The 20,194-nt window shown below is 76.9% G+C and carries 1 protein-coding gene; it reads right to left on the reverse strand.

What is annotated here, in order from left to right:
* Nucleotides 1-320 precede the first annotated feature (320 nt).
* Nucleotides 321-821, reverse strand: coding sequence for a hypothetical protein (locus tag ABD437_RS16645; RefSeq protein ID WP_344649758.1), 501 nt, complete (start codon nt 819-821; stop codon nt 321-323).
* Between the last annotated feature and the right edge of the window lie 19,373 nt (nt 822-20,194).

A 20,194-nucleotide genomic window follows, 5' to 3' on the forward strand; every position in this document is an offset into this window, starting at 1 on the left:
CGGCCACTCTTCACCGGTCAACACCTGAAAGAGCTTCGCGATCTCGGGAGAAACCTGCATACCCATTACGGGCAGCGCTCCTTTCCGAGTTCGAACGCCGCCGAAAGGGCACGGCGAATCGCCGCGGGACCGATTGTCGGCCGGCGGTCGTTGACGTATTCAGCGTCGGACGCCGATCTCAGCGCACCAGGCGATGCAACACCGGGCACGGAGCGACGCCGGTAATCCGATCAGGCCTCAGCGGGTCCGGCAGATGGCCAGTGCGTGAACGACGAAGCCGGGGCCCACGGTGTTCGTGGGGCCCCGGCTCGGGGGGACGGTCAGGACCGTTCGGCCAGCACGACCATCCCGGTGACGCGCAGCGCGCGCAGGTACGAGTCCTCGGTGTCCGAGTCGAGCCAGATGATGTCGCCGTCCGGGCGGGGCAGCGCCGTGTAGGGCTCGTAGAGCCCGCTGATCAGCACGAGTGGCACCGGCGCCGTCCACTCCTCGTCCAGCACCGGCGGTGTGTCCCGGGTGCCCAGCAGCAGCGCCTTCTGCTCCTCGGTGCAGTCGTCGGTGCCGAGGTCGGTGATCAGCCGCGCCTGGGCCAGGATCTGCGCGCCGAGCAGCGCGCCGGTGCGTGCGACCCGGCGCGCCGCGTCGTCGGGCAGCGTGTCGTAGCCGGGGATGAGATCGGCGACCAGGTCGGTGCGGTCGTCGGCGTAGACGCGCCAGCGGCCGCCCCCGTCGATCAGCTCGAAGCGGAAGAACTCGCCGTCCGGACGCCGGGGCGGTTGCGACGCCCCGGCGCGAATCCGAACCGCCGGGTAGCTCGTCATCTCAGAGGTCTCCGTCCTCGGAGTCGGGTTCCGACGCGGAATCGGACTCGTCGCTCTCCCCGGATGATGCCAGGGCCGGGTCCCCGGTCTCCAACAGGCCACGGACGGCCTCGGCGGTGAGCGGGTCGGGCAGCGCGTCGGCGGCGGTCAGCACGGCCAGCACGACGTTCCAGCCGGGCGTGCTCCACGGGTCGGTCGTCGTCTCCGGCCAGACGACGACCATCCGGTGGTCGACGGCGCGAACGCCCAGCCGGCCGGTCGCGTCGGACGGCGGCTCGGTGAGGACGACGAGTGGCGGCAACCCGTCCGTGCGGTCGCCGGTGCCGAGCCGCTCGCCGATCCGCAGCGCGACGTCCGCTCCGTCCGGGCCACCCGCGACGACCAGGAACGGCGCCCCCGAGTCCAGCAGCGACCGGTACCGGTCGCGAACCGCCGGGTCGGGCACGTCCACCCAGAGGATCCGGCCGTCCTGCTCCGCTCCGGCGGGCAGCCCGAGCAGGGTGGGCGCCGGGGCGGCGAGCAGCGCCTCGGGGGTGAGCGGTCCGGCGATCTCGACGACCGTGCCGTCCCGGTGGACCACCGTCCACGTCTGCGGACCGGACACCGCCACCGCGAACCCGTGACGCACGGCGAGTGCCCGGACGTCGTGCGCGGTCGGTCCGGTGTGGACGACGAGCGTGTCGCTCCGGCCGGGGAGCACGGACGTCAACCCGCTCAGTACGGCGTCCACGTCCGGGTGGCCCGTGCCCACCAGCAGCGTCACGCCCGAGCGGTCCTCGGCCAGACGCTCGAGGTCCGGCGCGTCGACGTCTCCGGTCAGCAGCGCGGGTCCGTCCGCGCGGACTCCGTCCGGCAGCGGCAGGTCGCCCCAGCGCAGGCCCGCGATGCGCCGGTCGATCTCGGCCCGGGTGACCCGGTCCGGCAGCGCCGGTCCGGCGCCCTGCGGGCGGGCCAGCGCCCAGCCGCCGCCGGGCGGAGCGGAGACCTCGTCGCCCAGGGCGCGCGGGCCGAGCGTGCGGCGCGAGGTGCTGACCGGCACGAGCGTGGTCACCCCGTGGGCGCGGGCGAGGTTCCGCGCGACCGTCGCCGCGTCGGCGCTCGCGGTGGCCACGACGAGCAGGGCGCGCCGCCGGTCCGCGCCCAGGCCGCGCAGCATCGCGTCCAGTCCGTCGACGTCGGTGGCGTTGCGGACGACGAGCGTCACCGTCTCGCCGTCGGCGCCGCGCGCGAACGTCGCCGGCCACGACCCGGCCTGGGGTGCGCCGATCCAGAACACCCGCCCGTCCCGGTGGACGCGGGTCGGGAGCCCGAAGCGGTCCGGGTCGGGGTGCACCTGGCCCGGCGTGACGGCCAGTTCCGCGGCGTCCGGGATCCGGTCGTGGCGGCTGACCCGACCGTCCGGGCGCAGCGCGCCCCAGCCGTTGTCGACGGGGAGCACGACGGTGGCGCCCACGGCCCGGGCCGACGCCCACAGGCCGGCCAGCCGCTGCACGCCGGGTGGCCGCTCGACGACGATCGTGACCGGGGCCGCGAACGCGCCCGGCAGCTGCGCGGTCCCCTCGTCGATCGCGCCGATCACCACCGTGGTCACGCCGTCGTCGACCGGCGGCGTCGACGTCGTTCCCGGCCGGCGGAGCACGCCGTTCTCCTCGATCAGCCCCGGCGGCAGCGTGAACGGGTACCCCGACGGCGGCGCCGTCACGTCCGGCGCCAGCACCGGGCCGAGCCCGGGCCCCAGTCCGTTGCCCCGCACCAGGTACCACTCGTGCCCGGCCGGGGCGGTCAGCCCCGGCGCGGCCGACGGGGGTCCGGGGTAGGGACGCAACGCCACGATCGGGACGCCGGTGCCGGCCGCGAGCTCACCCCAGCCGGCCAGGTGGTCACCGGCCGGTATGCCGGGCAGCACCAGGAGCGGGTCGGTGCCGTTCCGCAGCAGCGTGGTCACGGCCTCGACGAAGCCGGCCGGGTCGGAGACCGGGGCGACGACGGTGAGACCGGGACGCGCGGCCGCGAACCGCTCGTAGCGCTGCACCGCGTCCGGACGCAGTGCGGACGGTCCGACCTGGATGAACTGGGCGTGCCCGACCGCGGCTTTCGGGAGCGCCGGTTGCCACACCGTCTGCGCGAACCACGCGGTGAGCATGGCGTGCGATCCGGGCGGCACCAGCGCGAGGACGTCGGCCAGCGCCTTCTCGTCCCCCTCGGCGCCCCGTCGCCGGTCGTGGTGGCCCAGCGGCCGGGCCTCGCCGAAGTCGTCGCGGTCGCCGGCGTCCGTGACCAGGCCCCCGGTCAGCCGCGCCTGGGTCTGGATCACGCCCAGGTCGAGGCTGCCGCCCCAGAGCCGCACCTCCACGTGCCGCCCCGGGCCCGGGAGGTACGGCTCGGAGAGCCGCACGTCCTCGGCCAGCGGCACCAGGTTCAGCGCGGTCTCCCGGTCGTGGTAGATCGCCTCCTCCAGCCGCTTCGGGGTCTCCTGGTACGGCGTCGACGGCTGCACGTACGGTGCGGTCTGGTCGGTGCCGCGGTGGTAGCGGGAGCCGGGCGAGGCACCGAGGCGGAAGAACGTGTCCTGCACCCGGGCGAAGTTCTTCTCCAGCCGGACGATCGCCCCGATCGGTCCGTGCGCGCTCACCAGGTCGTCGACGCCGACGTGGACGTGGCTGCCGACGCGTACCGAGGCGACCGCGCCGTGACGACGCAGGATCGCGACGGCCAGTGCCACGTCGCGCCAGGCCTGGGGGGTGTCGGTGAGGATCGGTGAGATCAGCTCGCCGGCGACGGTGGGATCGCGCTCCAGGCGCCAGCCGTCGCGCTCGCCGGTGTAGTCGTCGGCGTCCCGGGCCTCGTGGTACCCGCGCAGCTCGCCGCTCCGGGCCAGCCCGAACCGGACCAGGTCGGAGCCGATCGCACTCAGTGCGGTGTCCCGGTCGACGCCGGGCGGGAAGTCGAACTCCAGCTCCAGGCCGACCGTGGGGCCGTCCACCGGTTCGGTGGGCACGGTGTACGGCAGCACCGAGGTCTGCTGGGCCCAGGCGATCAGCTGGTCGGCGGTGGCGCCGGGATCCGCCGGGTCGAAGTCCGGTGGCAGCGCCTCGTCGGCGTCGGGCATCGACTCGTCGTCAACCGGCTCCGGCGCGTCACCCATCGACTCGTCCCCGGAGACCGAACCGCTCCCGGCGTCGGAAGCCCCCGCCGGCGGCGCGGCGACGGGCGGCGCGGCGACGGGCGGCGCGGACGGCGGGAAGTGGTCGAGCGCCACGACCTCGGCGATCGCCTGCGCCGACGGCAGTTCGCCGCCGGGTACCGCGAACCAGCCGAACCGGGTGCGTGCCGCCCAGACACCGGAGGTCAGGCGCTGGACGAGCAGCACGCCGAGGCTGTCGGCGAGCCCGGCCAGCGGCGAACCGGCGACGCTCGCGGGTGTCACCGCCCGCGGCAGCACCACCAGCGGACGCACCGGGCGCGCCACCTCGGTGCGCACGATCCGGGCCACCCGCGCGACCTCGGTCAGCGCCTGCGCGGGCGCCAGCCGCGGATCGGCCACGATCACGTAGGGGACGCCGGTGAGCGTCAGTGCGCGGACCGCGGCCGACGCCGCGGGCGACGGGGACGCGCCGCCGACCCACAGCGCCTGGTCGCCCACCGTGGTGCCGGCCCCCACCCCGAGCAGTGCCTGCGCGGGGTGCAGCGGCCGGCCCTGGTCGTCGGACCGGGCGAGTTCCCCCGTCCGGGTGGTCCACCGGGTGCCGTCGGTGGAGTCGTACCGGTCCAGGCCCTGCGCCGCCACCACCATCATCTCGCGGACGTCCGGCGGGCCCGCCCGGCCGGTCGTGCGCACCACCGAGAGCGGGCCCGGGCCGAGGGCGCGGCGGGCCGCCGTCACGGCCGCGACCGGGTCGGTGACGGATCCACCGAGCACGAGCGTGGCGCCGACCCGGAACGGCGCGACGGCGGCGACGACGGCCCCGGTCGGCGGCGCGGGCGGCGTGCCGATGAGCAGCGTCGCGGGTCCGCTCCGGGTGAGCCAACCGGGCAGCGGCCCGGTGCCGACGGGGGTGTGTCCGATCAGGTCGAGCAGTGGCCGTCGCACGCGGCCGGAGAGCAGCCGCTGCCGGCCGGGGAGCAGCAGCGCCCAGTTCGCGCCGGCCGGTGCGACCAGCACACCGTCCGGCCGCGCGTCCGCGACCGCGCCGGTCGACGGCGCCTCCGGGCTGGTGATCGCGACCAGGATCCGGGCGCCGAGCGTCGTGGACAGCGTCGTCAGCGGACCGACGTCGGCCCTCGGACGCACCCCGGGCACCACGATCAACGCCTCCGCGCGCCGCGGGCCGGTGCCGTCGAGCACCGCGCGCACCTCGGCCGTGCCGCCCGCGTCCGGCAGCACCGGCGACCAGACGATCGTCAGCACGTCGGGGTCGGGGTGCGCGAGCACCGGATAGGGGCCGGGCTCCCCCGGCGGTCCGACGACGAGCACGTCACCGGCGCGGTGGACGCCGCCGGGCAGGCCGAAGTCGTCGGTCGCCGCCACCGCGGCCGTGCCCTCGCCGTGCGGGTCGTCCAACGCCGCGAGGTGCGGAATCGTGCGCACGTCGCCGTTCGGGTCCACCACGGTCCAGGACGCGTCCGGCGCGCCGGTGCGGGAGAACACCACGGGCGCGCCCGTCTCGGCGGCGAGTCCGCGCAGGTGGTGGACGCGGTGCGGGGCGACCGGCCCCTCGAACACGATCCGCGGTCCGCTCGGCCCGGCCAGCGCGGCCAGCGCGGCCACCACGTCCGGCCCCGCCTCGGACCAGCCGCGCACCACCACGGCCGGCGCGTTCGCCGCGGCGAGCGGTCCGGTGATCGCGGGGTTCGCCCGCGACGGGCCGGCCCGGAGCACGCCCGCGTCCTCGATCAACGCACCGGGCAGTGTGAACGGGTACCGCGGCGCGGGCTGCGCGGCCAGGGTCGCCGCGGTGAGCGCGACGCCGAGCGAGGGCCCGGTGCCGTTGCCGCGCACCAGGTACCACTCGGTGTTCTCCGGTGCGATCACCTGGCCGGGTGCCGGGGCGAGGGTCCGGCCGGAGGCACCCGGGGAGCGCCGGAGCGCGACGAGCCGTCCGCCGACGCCGTCCAGCCAGCTCGCCACCGGACCCCACCCGGCCTGCTCGCGCACGGCGACGACGAGCGGCCCGGCGCCACCGGTCGCCCGGTCGAACATCGCGCGCAGATCGGCCAGCGCGTCGCCGGTGTACCGGGTGTGGATCAGGACGGTCGGCCCGGGCCGGGTCGCGGCCAGCTCGCTCAGCGCGTCGAGGGGTGCCGGCTGCTGCGCCAGGTCTTCTCCCAGGGTCAGCAGCGGGCCGCGGGCGGCCGCACCGGGCACCAGCACCGGCTGCCAGTCGGTGGCCGCGTACCAGTGCTCGAGCAGGTTGCGCAGGCGCTCGTCGCCGGCGGGCAGCAGGTCCGCCACCTGTTCCAGCGCCGCCCGGTCGGCCCGCGCCGTCCCGGCCCGGACGTGATACCCGGCCGGCCGGGCCGGACCGGTCGCGCCGGCCAGCCCTCGCGTCAGCTGCGTCTGGAGCTCGACCACGCCGATGTCCAGGCTGTCGTCGAAGAGCCGGACGTCGGCCCGCCCACCCGCGGCGACCAGCGACGCCGTGCCGTCGGGGCCGCGGTGGAACCGGTTGCCCGGCGCGGTACCGAGCCGGCGCAGCGTGTCCTCCACCGCGGCGAGCCCCTCGGCCAGCACCGCGGGCGCGACGTCCACCCGCACGCTGCCCGCGGCCCGTCCGGACGGGACCGCCCCGTGCCGTCGCAGCACCGCGAGTACCAGCGCGACGTCCCACCAGGCGTCCGGGGTGTCCGGGAGCAGCGGTGAGTGCACCTCGCCGCTTCCGAACGCGGTGTCGTCCACCCGCCAGGTGTCCCGGGCCGTCGCGGCCGACGCACCCGGCGCGGACCGGCTCAGTCCGAAGTCGCGCAGGTCGGCGGCGATCCGGCGCAACCGCGCGCGGTGGTCGCCGAGGTACGCGGCCGGGCCGAGCGCGAACCCCAGCGTCAGGCCGAACGCCGGGCCGGACGGTGGGCCCTGGCGGCCGGCGTCGGGCGCGACGTACGGCAGCACCGACGTCGACCGCACCCAGTCGACGAGCGCGTCCGGACCGGCGTCGGCGTCGCGTGCGTCCCAGCCGGTGACGTTCCCCGCGCCGCCGTCCGCGGTCCGGTCGTGGGTGCTGTACCCGTCGAGCGGACCCGGCGGCGGCACGGGCTGGGGTGACCGGCCGAAGACGTCGTCGCTGTTGCCGCCGATCGTGGTCGGCCGGCCGTCGTCCGGGACCGCTTCGCCCTCGAGCTGGACGGCCTGGACCAGGACGTCCGGGTACTCCCGCGCGAGCGCCTCGGCCTGGGCCCCGTCGTCGAGGTCGGCCGGGGCCTCGTCCAGCAGGAACGCGGTCCGGCCGTGGCCGCGCAGGCGCGCGGCGATCTCCGCCGCCCGGTCGAGGCGGTGGGGGCCGCGGAGCACGACGGCCCGGTCGTACCCGAACTCCACCAGGTCGTCGGCGGCGGCCCGGAGCGGACCGGTGGGTGCGTTCCCGGTCCAGAACACCGCGCCGTCCCACCGGACCCCGGCGGGCATTCCCAGCAGCACCGGGCCGATCAGCGGACGGTGGCCCAGCCCACCCGGGACCGACGTCACGGTGCCGTCGGAGTGGTACACCCGCCAGAGCGGCGCGCCGGGGTCCTCCACCGCGACCGACACGCCGTGCGGCCGGTCCGGGTCGACCGGCGCCGACGTCGGTTCGGTGAGCACGACCAGGGTGTCGGTGACCGGGCCGAGCTGGGCGAACACCGGCGCGAACGCCGCGAGCGCCGCTCCGGGGCCGAGCAGGACGGTCAAGCCGGAACGGCCGGCGCCGAACGGCACCAGGTTGCGGGCGGCGCGCGGGTCGACGCGGCCGGCGGTCAGGACCGGTCCGACGGCACGCACGCCCGGCGGCAGCCGAAGGTGACCCCAGCGCGGCGCCACCGCGTCGACGTCGGCGCGGGTGGCGGAGAACGGCAGGTCCGGGCCGAGCCCCTCGGGCCGGTGCAGCGTCCACCCGGCCGGGCCGCGCTCCAGGACGCGGACCCCGAACTCGGCGGCGACGGTACCCGCGCCCGGAGCCGGGTCGGCCAGCACCACCAGCGCCGCGCCCCGGTCGGAGCCGAGCAGCGGCAGCACCGACGGCACCGCGACGGCGACCGCCGCGGGGTCGGTGACCAGCACGGACCCCGGCCCGGCGAGCGCGCGCAGATCGTCGCGTCCGGGGCCCAGCCAGAGCGCGCCGTCCCGCCGGCTCGCTCCGTCCGGCAGCCCGAACCGCGCGTCGTCGCGGTCGGCGCCGAACCCGGAGGGCGCCCCCGTGGCCACGATCGTGGCCGGCGTCGGCACGGCGTCGGTCGGGTGCGCCGAGCCGTCCGGGTGCAGCACGAGCCACCCGCTGTCCGGGTCGGGCGTCCGGGGCAGCGTCACCGTCGTGTTCCGGTCCCGGGCGAACGCGCGCACCTGCGTCCAGTGGAGGACGCCGACCGCCGCGGTCAGCACGACGAGTGGCGCCTGCCCGCCGGTAAGCGGCCAGGACGGCAGTGCGGTGAGCAGGATCTCCTGCTCGTCGTCGAGCCGGTCGACGACGAACGTCGGACCGTTCCAGCCGCCGGCCAGCGCGTCGAGCGCCGGGGTCGGCCCGGTGCCGACGCTGTAGAGCGCGTTGCCCTCGTCCCAGAACCCGTCCGGCAGGGTTCCGGGGTACCTCCTCGGTACCTCCCTGGACATCCGCGGCGTCAGGATCGTGCCGAGGCCCGGTCCCTCGCCGTTCTCCCGGGCCAGGTACCACTCGGTCCCGGCCGGGGCCCGGACGCCGTCCGGCGGCAGCGGGGAGTCGCCGGTCAGCGTCGACGGGCGGAGCGCGACGGTCGTCCACGGGAACACACCGGCGTTGTTCTCCCAGCGGAAGCCGCGCCCGTGTTCGGCCTCGTCGGGGTCCTGCGCGGCGAGAACGACCATGTCGTCGGCCGGGTAGGACTCGCGCAGCGCCCGCAGCTCGTTCTCGGCGCTGGTCATCGCGTCGGCGCGGACGACGACCACCAGCCCGCCGTGCTCCGCGGCGAACCCGTCGTAGGTCTGGTCCTCGGCGACCGACGACGCCTCCGGGCCGAGCGCCACGAACCGCCGGTAACCGGTCGCGGCCTCGGGCAGCGGCGGCTGCCACCGGGTCTGCGCCACCCAGGACCGCAGCATCGCCCGGGTCCGCTCGCTGCCGCCGTCGGGCAACAGCTCGGCCGCCGCCTCGAAGGCCTCCTGATCGGACGGCGGCGGGTCGAGCCGGATCGCGTCGCCGAGGGCGCCGGGCGGCCGGGGCGGTTCACCGGTCCGGGTGGTCCGGACCAGGCCGGCGCTGAGCCGCGCCTGCAGTTCGATCACGCCGAGGTCCAGGCTGGCGCCCCAGACCCGCACCTCCAGGTGCTGGTGGAGCTCCGGGTCGGCCAGCGCGTCGGGATCGGCGAACAGCTCGGCCAACGGCAGCAGGTTGAGCGCCTGGTAGCGCCGGAAGGCCGTGGTGTCCGCGAGCCGGCCGCGCTGGACCTCGAGCGCGTCGTCGTCGCTGACGGCGTAGCCCGCCGACGGCTCGGTGAGCAGCTTGGTGTGCTGCGGGCCCCGGTGGAAACGGTGACCGGGGGTGGCACCCAGCCGGTACAGCAGGTCCTGCCGCGCGGCGAACCGGTTCTCCAGCGCCACCACGGCCGCGATCGGGGAGCCACCCACGCGCAGCAGGTCGTCCGCACCGACGTGGACGTGACCACCGGCGCTGCCGTTGACCGCGATGGCACCGTGGCGGCGCAGGATCGCGACGGCCAGCGCGACGTCGAACCAGGTCTGCGGCGAGTCGGTCAGGATCGGCGAGACGAGTTCGCCGTCGACGGTCGAGTCGTACTCCAGCCGCCACCCGTCGCGCGCGCCGGTGTACCCCTCGTCCCGGGCCGAGTGGTAGTAGCCGATGCCCTCGGCCGAGGACAGGCCGAAACGACGCAGGTCGGCCAGCATCCGACGCAGCCGGGTGGTGCGCTCGGCCTCGGACAGCCCGGCGGCGAACTGGAACTCGAGTTCGAGCCCCAGCGTGGGGCCGTCCGGGTCGACGGCCGGGTCGGCGTCCGGTGAGCCGTACGGGAGCACCGACTCGCGCCGGACCCAGTCGACGAGCTGCTCGGCGGTCGCGTCCGGGTCGGACGGGTCGAAGTCGGCCGGCCCGACCGGGTCGGCGCCGGTACCCGTGGCCTCGACCGGGTCGGCCGGGTCGTCGTCGTCGCCGAGGGTCACGCCGCGGCGCGGCGGCTCGGCTCCGGTGGACGCCGGTGCGGTGGCCGGAGCGGGCACGGCGCTGGGCCCGATCGGCGGCGGGGCCGGGACCGCCGGCGGCTCCGAGCGCTGCCCTTCGATCTCGCTGATGTCCCGGCGGCGACGGCGTTTCGGGGCCAGGTGGTGCGCGACGATCGCCGCCGCCGACGACACCGGCAGCACCGCTCCCCCGGGCACCTGGATCGACCCGTTGCGGGTGTACGCCACCCAGCCTCCGTCGGCGAGCCGCTGCGCGATCAGCACGTGCTGCGTCGACGCGGTCAGCGCCAGGTCCGCGCTCTCGGCCTCGTCCGGGTCGGCCGGGCCGAGCAGGACGGCCAGCGGCCAGATCCCGGCGGCGGGGGGTGCCAGCAGGTCGGTCAGGTCGACCAGCCGCTCGCCCGTGGTCTCCCACCCCTGCTGCGGGTCGAACACCAGCACGTACGGCACCCCGGCGTCGAGCAGCGCCCGGTGGCCGGAGTCGTCGGGGCCGGGCCGGTGGTCGACGTGCAGCAGCGGGCCGTCGGCGGTGACCCCGTCCAGGCCGAACCACTCCGGCGCCAGCGTGCCGTCGCGCGGCCCCAGCAACCGGTGGGCACCGTGCGGGGAGATGCTGCTCCACGAGCGTCCGTGGACCTCCTCGTGGCGGTACAGGACCGGCGTGCGGTGCTCCTCGGCCAGCTGCGCCATCGCGCCGTCCGGCAGCGTCGGGCGCGGCGCCACCACGATCACCAGGAGGTCCGCGCCGGGCAGCGCGGCGCGGAGCTCGGCGACGGTGGCCGCGGGGTCCGCGACACCGGTCCCGAGCACCACGGTGGGCCCGGCCCGCAGCGCCGCGACGCCCTGCACCTGGGCGAGCACCTCGGGCTCTGGGGTGTCGCCGACGAGCAGGACCGGCCCGGCGGCGCGCACCGACGCCGGCAGCGGGGCCCGGCCCCAGCGCGGTGCGCCGACCGCGTCGAGGGTGTCCCGGTCGGCCCGCCCGGTCAGACGCCGGACCGAGGCGTCGGGCAGCGCGAGCGCCCAGGTCGTCCCGGCCGGGGCCAGCACCCGGCCGGAGTCGGCGCTCACCGGCGCGTCGGTCACCTCGGTCCCGTCGGGCGCGACCGCCGCCAGCACGCGGACGCCGATCGTCTCGGCGATCCGGCCGAGCCCGGTGAGCATCGACTCGGTGAACACCCCGTCGATCACGACCAGCGCCTCGGCCCGGCGCGCACCCGCGCCGTCGGCGAGCGCACGCAGCGCCTCGGTCCGGGCCGCCGGGGTCAGGCCGTCGTCGAGCCGGACGACGATCGTCAGCACCTCGGGGTCGGCCGAGGCCAGCAGCAGCAGCGCCGAGCCCTCGGCCGGTTCGCCGAACCACAGCAGACCGTCCTGGTTGAACACCCCCGGCGGCATCCCGAACGTGCGGGCGTCGCCGACGGTCCCGTCCGACGTTCCGGCCGGCGTCGTCAGCGTCGGCACCGTGGTGAGGCGGCCGTCCGGGTGCGCGATCGTCCACGGCCCGGACGGATCGGCCGTCCGCGACGAGACCGTGGGGACGCCGCTGTCCATGGCCAGACCCCGGACGCGGGTCGAGTCCCCGGCCGCCGCCGGGGTCGCGAACACCAGCCGCGCGTCGCCGCCGACCAGCTGCCCGGCCTCCCGGAGCGCCACCGGATCGATCTCGTTCGCCCGGCCGCCCACCAGGACGGTGTCGCCGAGCGCGGCGGTCGTCGCGAACGCGCCGTTCTCCACCGGGCCGCCGACGACGAGCCGTCCCTCGTGCTCCACGACGCCGGCCGGCAGCGTGAACGGGAAGCGGAGACCGCCGGCGGGCAGCGACTGCGGGTTCAGCAGCGGGCCGAGCGCCGGGCCGTCGCCGTTGCCCCGGACCAGGTACCACTCCCGGCCGGGGGGCGCGGCCAGCGTGCCGGGCCGCCCCACCTCGGTCGCCGAGGCCGTCCTGGTGTCGGTGCGCACGCCGGCCAGCACGCCGCCGACGGCGTCCAGGGCGGCCGCGGCCACGCCCCAGGCGGCCCGGGCGGAGTCCGGGACCGGCGTGGTGAGCACCACCAGGGTTCCGGTCTCCGGGACCGACCCGCCGAAGAGCGTCGTCAGGTCGTCGGCCAGCCGGGCCGGGTCGTAGTCGCCGTGGACCACGACGACCGGTACCGGGGAGGCCCCGCCCAGCCGGTCCAGACCCGCCAGCAGGCCGACGTCGGGCGTGCCGTCGCCGAACTGGACGAACGAGCCGTAGCTGCGTGCCCCCGCGGGGAGCGCCGGCTGCCACCAGGTCCGCGCGAACCAGGCGTCGAGCAGGCCGTGCGCCCTGGTGTCACCGGCCGGGAGCAGGCCACGCACCGGCGCGGCCGGGTCGTCGTCGCGGCCCGCGCCCGGGATACCGCCGGGTTCAGAGGTCGCCGGGGGCGCTGTCGCGGCGGTGACCAGGCCGCGGGCGATCCGCGCCTGCACCTCGAGGACGCCGACGTCCAGGGTGCCGTCGAAGACGCCGAACTCGACCCGGTCGCCGACCGTCCGGACCTCGGGCCGCTGCGCGTCGGAGCCGCGGTGGAACCGGGTGCCCGGCGCGGTGCCGAGCCGGACGAACGCGTCCCGTACCGGCGCGAACGCGTCGCCGACGTCGACCGGCCCGCCGGCCCGCACGGACACCTCGGTGCCGGTCGCGAAGCCGCCGTGCCGGCGCACGATCGCCAGGACCAGCGCGACGTCGCGCCACGCCGCGGGCGTGTCGGGCAGCGGCGGCGAGACGATCCGGCCCGCCTCCAGGTGCCAGGCGTACGACGCGGAGGTCCCGTCGCTCGCGGCGGGCCGGGTCAGCCCGAAGCGGCGCAGGTCGGCGGCGAGGCGTCCCTCGCGCGCCTCCGTCGCGGCCGCGGAGACGTCCGGCGGGAACGCGAAGTCCAGCGCGAGCCCGATGGCCGGCGCGTCCGGATCGGCGTCCGGCGGTGGGGTGTACGGCAGCACCGAGGTCTGGCGCGCCCACTCGACCAGCAGGTCCGCGCCCGCGTCGGGGTCGCTGCCGTCCCAGTCGGTCAGGTCGGGGGCCGGACGCCGGTGGCCGCTCCAGCCCGTCTCCGGGCCGCTGGTCTCCGTCGCCGGCCGGGCCGCGACCTCGTCGAGCAGCGCGCGGACCCCGTCCGGCGACCGGTCCTCCAGATAGGAGGCCACGCCGTCGGGCCGCTGCACCACCAGGGTCGGCTGGTCCGGGGGGCCGAGGCCCGGCTCCTCCAGATCGACGACGACGAGCGCCCGGTGCCGGGCCGCGAAGTCCCGGATCCGGGCCTCGTCGGCACGGTCGCCGTTCCCGTGCACGACGAACACCGGAACGCCGCCGCCGCTCGGCCGCTGGGCGATCTGCTCCATCGTGTCCAGCCGGTGGTGCCCGCCGAACACCACCGGCCCGCCTCCGGCCCGCACGAACGTGTCCAGCGTCGCCCGCAGCGCCGGGGAGGGCTCCCGGTCGGTCCGGAGCAGGTCCCCGTCGCGGCGGACACCGGGCGGCAGCCCGAGCGACCGGGTCGCGGGCGAGGCCGTGAGCGCGCGGTGCCCGAGGCCGCCCTCGATCGTCGTGACCGATCCGTCCGGCTGGTGGAGGCGCCAGACGGGGGCGTCGCCGTCCTCGATCGCCACCGCCGTGCCGGGCGGGATCGCCGACCGCACGTCCGTGCGCCCCGGCGTGGTGACGACGACGAGCGCGTCGTCCACCTGGGCGAGCACCGGGCCGAGCACCCCGGCGTCGCCGCCCGGCCCGACCAGGACGGTGAGCCCGGCACGTCCGGACGCGAACGGCTCCAGTGCCCGCACCACGTCCGGCGGCACGTCGCCGACCAGCACCGTCGCCCCGTGGGCCCGGACGCCGGGCGGCAGCGTCAGGTGGCCCCAGCGCAGTTCGGCCAGGGTCACCTCGACGTCGGCCCGGTTCACCCCGGCGGGCAGGTCGGGGCCGAGGCCCTGCGGGCGGTACAGGGTCCAGCCGGGCGCCGAGCGCGCCAGCACCGGAACGCCGTGGGCCGCCGCCACTCCGGCCGGATCTCCCCCGGCGTGCTCGAGCACCAGCAGCACGCGGCTCGGGTCGACGCCCAGCAGCGGCAGCAGGACCGGCAGGACCGCGGCGGCGCGGTCGGGGTCGGTGACGACGACCGTCGGGGTGCCGCCGTCGAGGCTCCGCAACGCGGCCAGGTCCCCCGCCGCGCTCGGTGGGCCGACCCAGATCGTCCCGTCGCCGAGCTCGACGCCCTCCGGCAGTCCGAAGCGGTCGTCCCGGGCGTCCACGCTCAGGTCCACCGGCGGAAGCGCGGAGGGAACCGTCGAGCGGACGCCACCGTCCGGGGAGAACATCAGCCAACCGGCGTCCTGGCCCAGGGGCACCGCGATCGTCATGCCCGTGCCGCGCGCCAGCGCTACCGCCCGCCACTGGTGGACACCGACCGGCTCGGTGAGCACGACCAGCGGCGCCGGACTGCCCGGCCGGCTCCGCGCCCACTGCAGCGCGGCCACCATTCCCGGCTGGCTCGGGGTGATCGTGTGGACGACGATCGCCACCCCGTCCCAGTCGGACACGAGCTCGTCCACGGCCTGATCGCGCCGGGCCGCGCCGGTGTGGAGCGCACCGCCGTCCTCCCACACGCCGTCGGGCAACGAGCCGGGGTAGCGGCGGTCGACAGTGGTGGCCGCCGACTCGGCCGTGAGGACCGGGCCCAGGCCCGGGCCCTCGCCGTTCTCCTGGACCAGGTACCACTCGTACCCGGGCGGGGAGACCAACGCACCGGACGCGGGCGTCCCGGACACCGGCGCCGACGCCGACGCCGAGGGGCGCAGCCCGATCGTCCGCCACGGGTGGACGCCGGACAGGCCCCGGCGGCGCTGACCGTCGTCACGGTGGGTGACCCACTGGCTGGGCAGCTCGATCACGAGCAGGTCGCCGCCGACCGCGTCGCTCACCTCACCGAGCCGGGCCAGGTGGGAGTCGAGTCCGTCGCCGCTGAGCACCGCCACCGTGCCCGGCCAGGTGAGGCTGAAGGCCCGCAACTCCGCACGCGCGGAGGGCGGCGGTTCGGCACCGGCGATCTCGAGGAAGTTGTCGCGGCTCGACACGCCCTCCGGCAGCAGCGGCTGCCAGCGGGTCTGGGCGATCCAGGACCCGAGCATCGTCCGCAGCCGCTCGCTGCCGCCGTCCGGGAGCACCGTGGTGGCGGTGTCCAGCACGTCCTGATCGGACGGACGAGTGACCGCGCGGCTGTGCTCGCCCAACGTCTGCATCGGGCCGGTGAGCCGGCCCGGCTGCGTCGTGGACACCAGCCCGGCGCTCATCCGGGCCTGGAGCTCGATGACCCCGATGTCCAGGCTCGCACCCCACTGGCGCACCTCGACGTGCTGACCGGTGGGCGGGTCGCGCAGCGCGTCCGGATCGGCGAACAGCGCGGCCAGCGGAACGACGTTGAACGCCCGGTTCCGGCCGCCGGGTCCGGCCTGGTTCACGATCCGGCGTCGCTGCGCGTCCGTCGCCGCGTCGTCGGCGACCGAGTAGCCCTCGGACGGCGCGGTCATCGTCGCCGCGAACCTCGTGCCGCGGTGGTACCGCTCGCCGGGCTGCACACTCAGCCGGTACAGCAGGTCCTGGACGGCGCCGAAGCGCTGTTCCAGCGTGACGATCGCCTGCACGGGCGGGCCGGAGGCCAGCAGCGCGTCGACGCCGACGTGGACGTGGCCTCCGGCCCGGACGTGCGGTGCCGCGCCGTGCCGACGCAGGATCGCGACCGCGAGCGCGGCGTCGAACCAGCTCTGCGCGGTGTTCGCCAGGATCGGGGACACCAGCTCGCCGTCGACGGTCTCGTCCATCTCCAGGCTCCACCCGTTGCGGGCGGTGGTGTAGCCGGCGGCCTGCGCCGTGTGTGTCTCGCCGACGTCGGGCCCTCGGGTGAGCCCGAACCGGTGCAGGTCGGCGGCGATCAGTTCGAGCCGGTCGGCGCGTTCGATCTCGGTGAGGGAGCCGTCGAGGACGAACTCGATCTCCAGCCCCACGGTCGGGCCGGTGCCGTCCAGTCCCGGGTCGGACGCGGGATCGCCGTAGGGCACCGCGGACTGCTCCCGGACCCAGGCGACGAGCTGTTCGGCGGTGGCGTCCGGGTCGGTCGGGTCGAAACCGTCCGGGGGAACGGAACTCACCCCGTCGATCTCGACGCCGGTCCGGCGGCCCGGCTCGGTCGAGCCGTCCGGCGCCGGTCCGGGCTCACCCTGCTCGGCGGCGCCCTGTTCGGCGGCGGCCAGTTCGCCCGCGGTGAGGTCGTTGAGCGTGTCGAAGCCCTCGCCGTCGAGCGCGCCCGGGGTGAACACCACCCAGGGCGTGCCGTCGGCCGTGGTCACCCCGTCCTCGTCGACGTGGATGTCCGACTGCGGGGCCAGCACGATCAGGCCGGTCTCGTCGGCCAGGTCACGGGCGAACGTCGCGGAGATCCGGCCGGTGGCGCACGCGAGCAGCGTGATGCTCTTCTTGCCCTCCAGCCGGCCGGTGCGCTCCAGGGCTCTGCGCACGTCCGCCGGGGTGATCCGGGCCCGTCCCGGGCTCCCGCCGGGCGTGGTCGTCGGCACCCGGACGCGGTCCCGGGAACCGTGGACGGCCAGCGTCAGCACCGTCGGGTCGTCCGACGGCGCCGGGTCCGGCCCCAGCTCGGCGATCTCCTCGTCGGTGAGCATCGCGACGACGTCGCCGCCCGGCCGGGTTCCCGGTGCGCCGGTCAGCTCACGCAGGCTGAGCGTGCTGCCGTCGCTGAGCGTGCGGGCGTCGTCGAGCAGGTCGAGGCGCGGAGCGGGGCCGGAGAGCGTCACCCCGCGGCCGCTCCGGCCGAGCGCGGGACCGGCGTCGGCCGGGGCCGTCCCGGCGGCCCAGGTGTGCCAGGGGTGGGCGAGCGCGGCCGCCGGGTCCGGGGCCGGGTTCCGGGTGAACGTGGGCGTCGCGCCGGACGCGTCGGCGAGCGCGGCGGTCGTGACCGTGCCCGACAGGTCGGTCGGCAGCGTCGAGCCGACCGGGACCGGTGCGACGTCGGCGGCCGGGGAGAACAGGACCCAGGTGCGGTTCGGTGGCACGACCGGCCGGATCGTCCCGTCCGGGGTGATCGCGAGCGTCGAGGTGAAGCCGTTGAGCGCCGGGTCCGCGTCGTCGCGGGCCTGGAAGACCAGACCGTCGGAGGCCAGCACCGGCACCCCGAGGCCGCGCGCCACGAACGCCGCGGTCGAGTCGGCGCCGCCCACCGCGATCTCGCAGATCACCAGCCGGATCGGGCGGGTGTCCCCGGCCGGGCGGAGCCGGCGCAGCGTCTCCAGGAGGTCGGCGCGCGAGAGCGTCTCGCCGTTCGGGCCGCGGACACCGCCGTGTACGCCGTGCGCGACGAACGTGTAGGCCGACGGGTCGGCCGGCAGCGCGTCGGCCAGCGCGATCAGCGTCGGGTCGGTGGAGAGCACGTGCCCGTCGGGCCGGGCCGGGGCCGGTCCGAGCGCGACGGCCGCGGTGACCACGGCCGGAACGTCGACGATCTCCAGCGGGTGCGAGCGGGTGGCGCTCCGCGTGCTCCCGACCGGACGACCGCCGGCCGACCTCGACGACTCCCCCGCCGGCCGCGCGGCCCTGGCCTCGGCCGCCTCCTCGGCGCGGCGCCGGGTGATCGCGGCCTCCAGCGTGGCCAGCGAGGTCCTGGCGTTGGTGAGCGCGGTCGTCGTGGCGGACTCGGCGGTGGTCACAGCGCTGTCGACCTGGGTCCGCACGCCGGTGGCGGTGGTCCGCGCGCCGGTGAGCGCGGTGGTCAGGGCGGTGTTGGCGGCGAGCGCGGCCTGGGCCCGCCCGACGCGTGCGGTGGCGTCGGCGACGGTCGCCGCCGCGGCGGTCAGCGCGTCCGCGGTCCGCCCGGCGGCCGGGCGGGTGCCCTGCCGGTCGGTCACCGCGCGGCTCAGCGACGCCTGGTTGCTCCGCGCCCGGTCCAGTGCGGTCTCGGCCTGGCCGAGCGCGGCCTCCAGCTGGGCCTGGTACCCCTGCGCCGGCCGGCCCGGTGCTCCCGGGGTGAGCGCCGCCAGCTGGGTGCCCGCGGCCGTGACGACGCCGTCGAGCGCGGTGCGGGCGTCGGTCACCGCCCGGTACGCGTCGCTGCGCCGGGCGGCGTTCGCGGCCGTGTCCGCGGTGGCCACCGCGGCCCGGAGCGGGGCCGCGATCCGCTCCAGCGTCGCCGCGCTCTGGCGTGTCGCCGGGGTGTACGCGGTGTCGGCGGTGGTACGCGCGGTGTCCAGTGCGGTGCTGATCGCGGTCTGGTGATCGGTGTAGGGCCGCCCGGCGTCGGCGTCCGGATCGCCGGTGCGCGCGGTGAGCCAGGCCCGGGTGGGCCGCTCGACGGCGTCGGTGCGGCCGTCCACCACGTCGTCGACGTGCTGCCGGGTCGCGGCCGGGGTCGGCGCGGCCCAGCCGGGGCGCCGGGCGGCGAGCCACTCGGCGACCGTCACCGGGCCGGTGCCGGTGTCNNNGCCCGGGGCCAGGTCGCCGCCCGCCGGGCCGAGCGCGTCGGTCAGGCCGGTGACGACGGCGTTCAGCGTGGCCGGCGCGGTCGTCCCCGGCACCACCGTGATCACGGGCCCGCCCGCGGTGACCGGAGCGAGCGGCGCGATCGCTCCGGTGCCGAGCACGTGGAACCCGCCGTCGGTGGCCACCACGGTGACGCCGGGCAGCCCGTTCACCGTCCAGGTCCCCGGGGTGCCGTCGACGGCGCTGAGCGGGAGGCCGCGGGCCCAGCCGGCCGGGTCGGCGAACGTGGGCGTCGGCGCGGTCGCGCCGGGCCGGTACGTGACGCTCTCGACCGCGGGGTGCGTCCAGCCGGGGTCGGTGCCGGTGGGCGCGACCGGGATCGGGTCGACGGTGACGGGCAGGCCGTGCGCGTCGGCCAGCGCCTGCGGGTCGAGCGCGCCGCCCGGCTCCAGTCGGAAGCCGGTGGGGCGGCCCCACTGCGCGTCGAGCTTCGTCGAGTCGGGGATCTCCGACAGCGTGTCGAGCAGCTCGTCGAGCTGGGCCGCGCCGACACCGGGGGCCACGACCAGCGTGGCGTCGGCCGAGCCGGACGGCAGGTCGGTGATCGTCCCGCCGCGCGCCGCCGCCCCGGCCGGGCGCAGCACCAGCGAGCCGTTGCCGACGTCGAGCAGCGTGCCGTCCGGGGTGGGGATCGCGCTGAGGTCGGCCGGGTTGCCCAGCCGCTCGCGCCACCCGGCCAGGCCGAGCCGCCACACGTCCTGGTTCCAGAGCCGGATCAGCGAACCCTTGGTCACCCGCACCGCGCTGTCCCGGGCGTCGAGCGACCAGTGTGCTTTCAGGACGCGCTTCTGGTGGTTGGTGGGCTTCACCACCAGTTCGACGTCGATGGCGTAGAGGAACGACTGTCCGCGCGGGCCTTCCTTGCGGACCTCCAGCGCGGTCCGGAGCAGGTTGGCGCCGCGCTGCCCGGTGGTGCGCGGGCCCGCCTCCGGCGCCGGGTCGTCCTGCGGGGTGTCCAGCGGGTGGCGTTCCTCGGCCGAGTGCTCGGTGGTGCGGTTGGAGTCCGGCGGCAGCAGCGCGTCCTGGCTGCCGTTGCGTGAACTCTCCGGGGTGTCGGTGCGGTGGCTGTCGGGTGAGTCGCCGGTGCGGAAGACCACCCCCAGGTCGGTGCCGAACGCGGTGCCGTGCGAGGTGTTGTCCCGGCGGAGCCGCCACTCCTCGTGCTGGAAGTCCCACTCGGCCGCCGTGTCGGTCTCGACCAGCAGCGGACGCCCGTGGAACCGGGCCTCGATCCGCACGTCGCCGACCTCGGTGGCGAACACGCCGTCGCGGAACAGGCCGTTGATGTCCTGGCCGCTCTTGAGGATGTTGATCAGCCGGCTGGTGAACGCCGAGCCGTCGCCGAGCCGCTCCAGGATGACCGCGGTGTCGGCGTTGTCGGTCAGCTGCGACGCGGTGCCGTCGCGGCCGGCGAACGCCTCGGTGACCAGGTCCTGCAGCGCCTGCGCGCCG

The organism is Cryptosporangium japonicum (assembly GCF_039524755.1).
Lineage (GTDB): Bacteria > Actinomycetota > Actinomycetes > Mycobacteriales > Cryptosporangiaceae > Cryptosporangium > Cryptosporangium japonicum.

Bases quoted from the DNA above. Each gene is read 5' to 3' on its own strand.
- ABD437_RS16645 (WP_344649758.1), bottom strand. From the start codon at position 821: ATGACGAGCTACCCGGCGGTTCGGATTCGCGCCGGGGCGTCGCAACCG.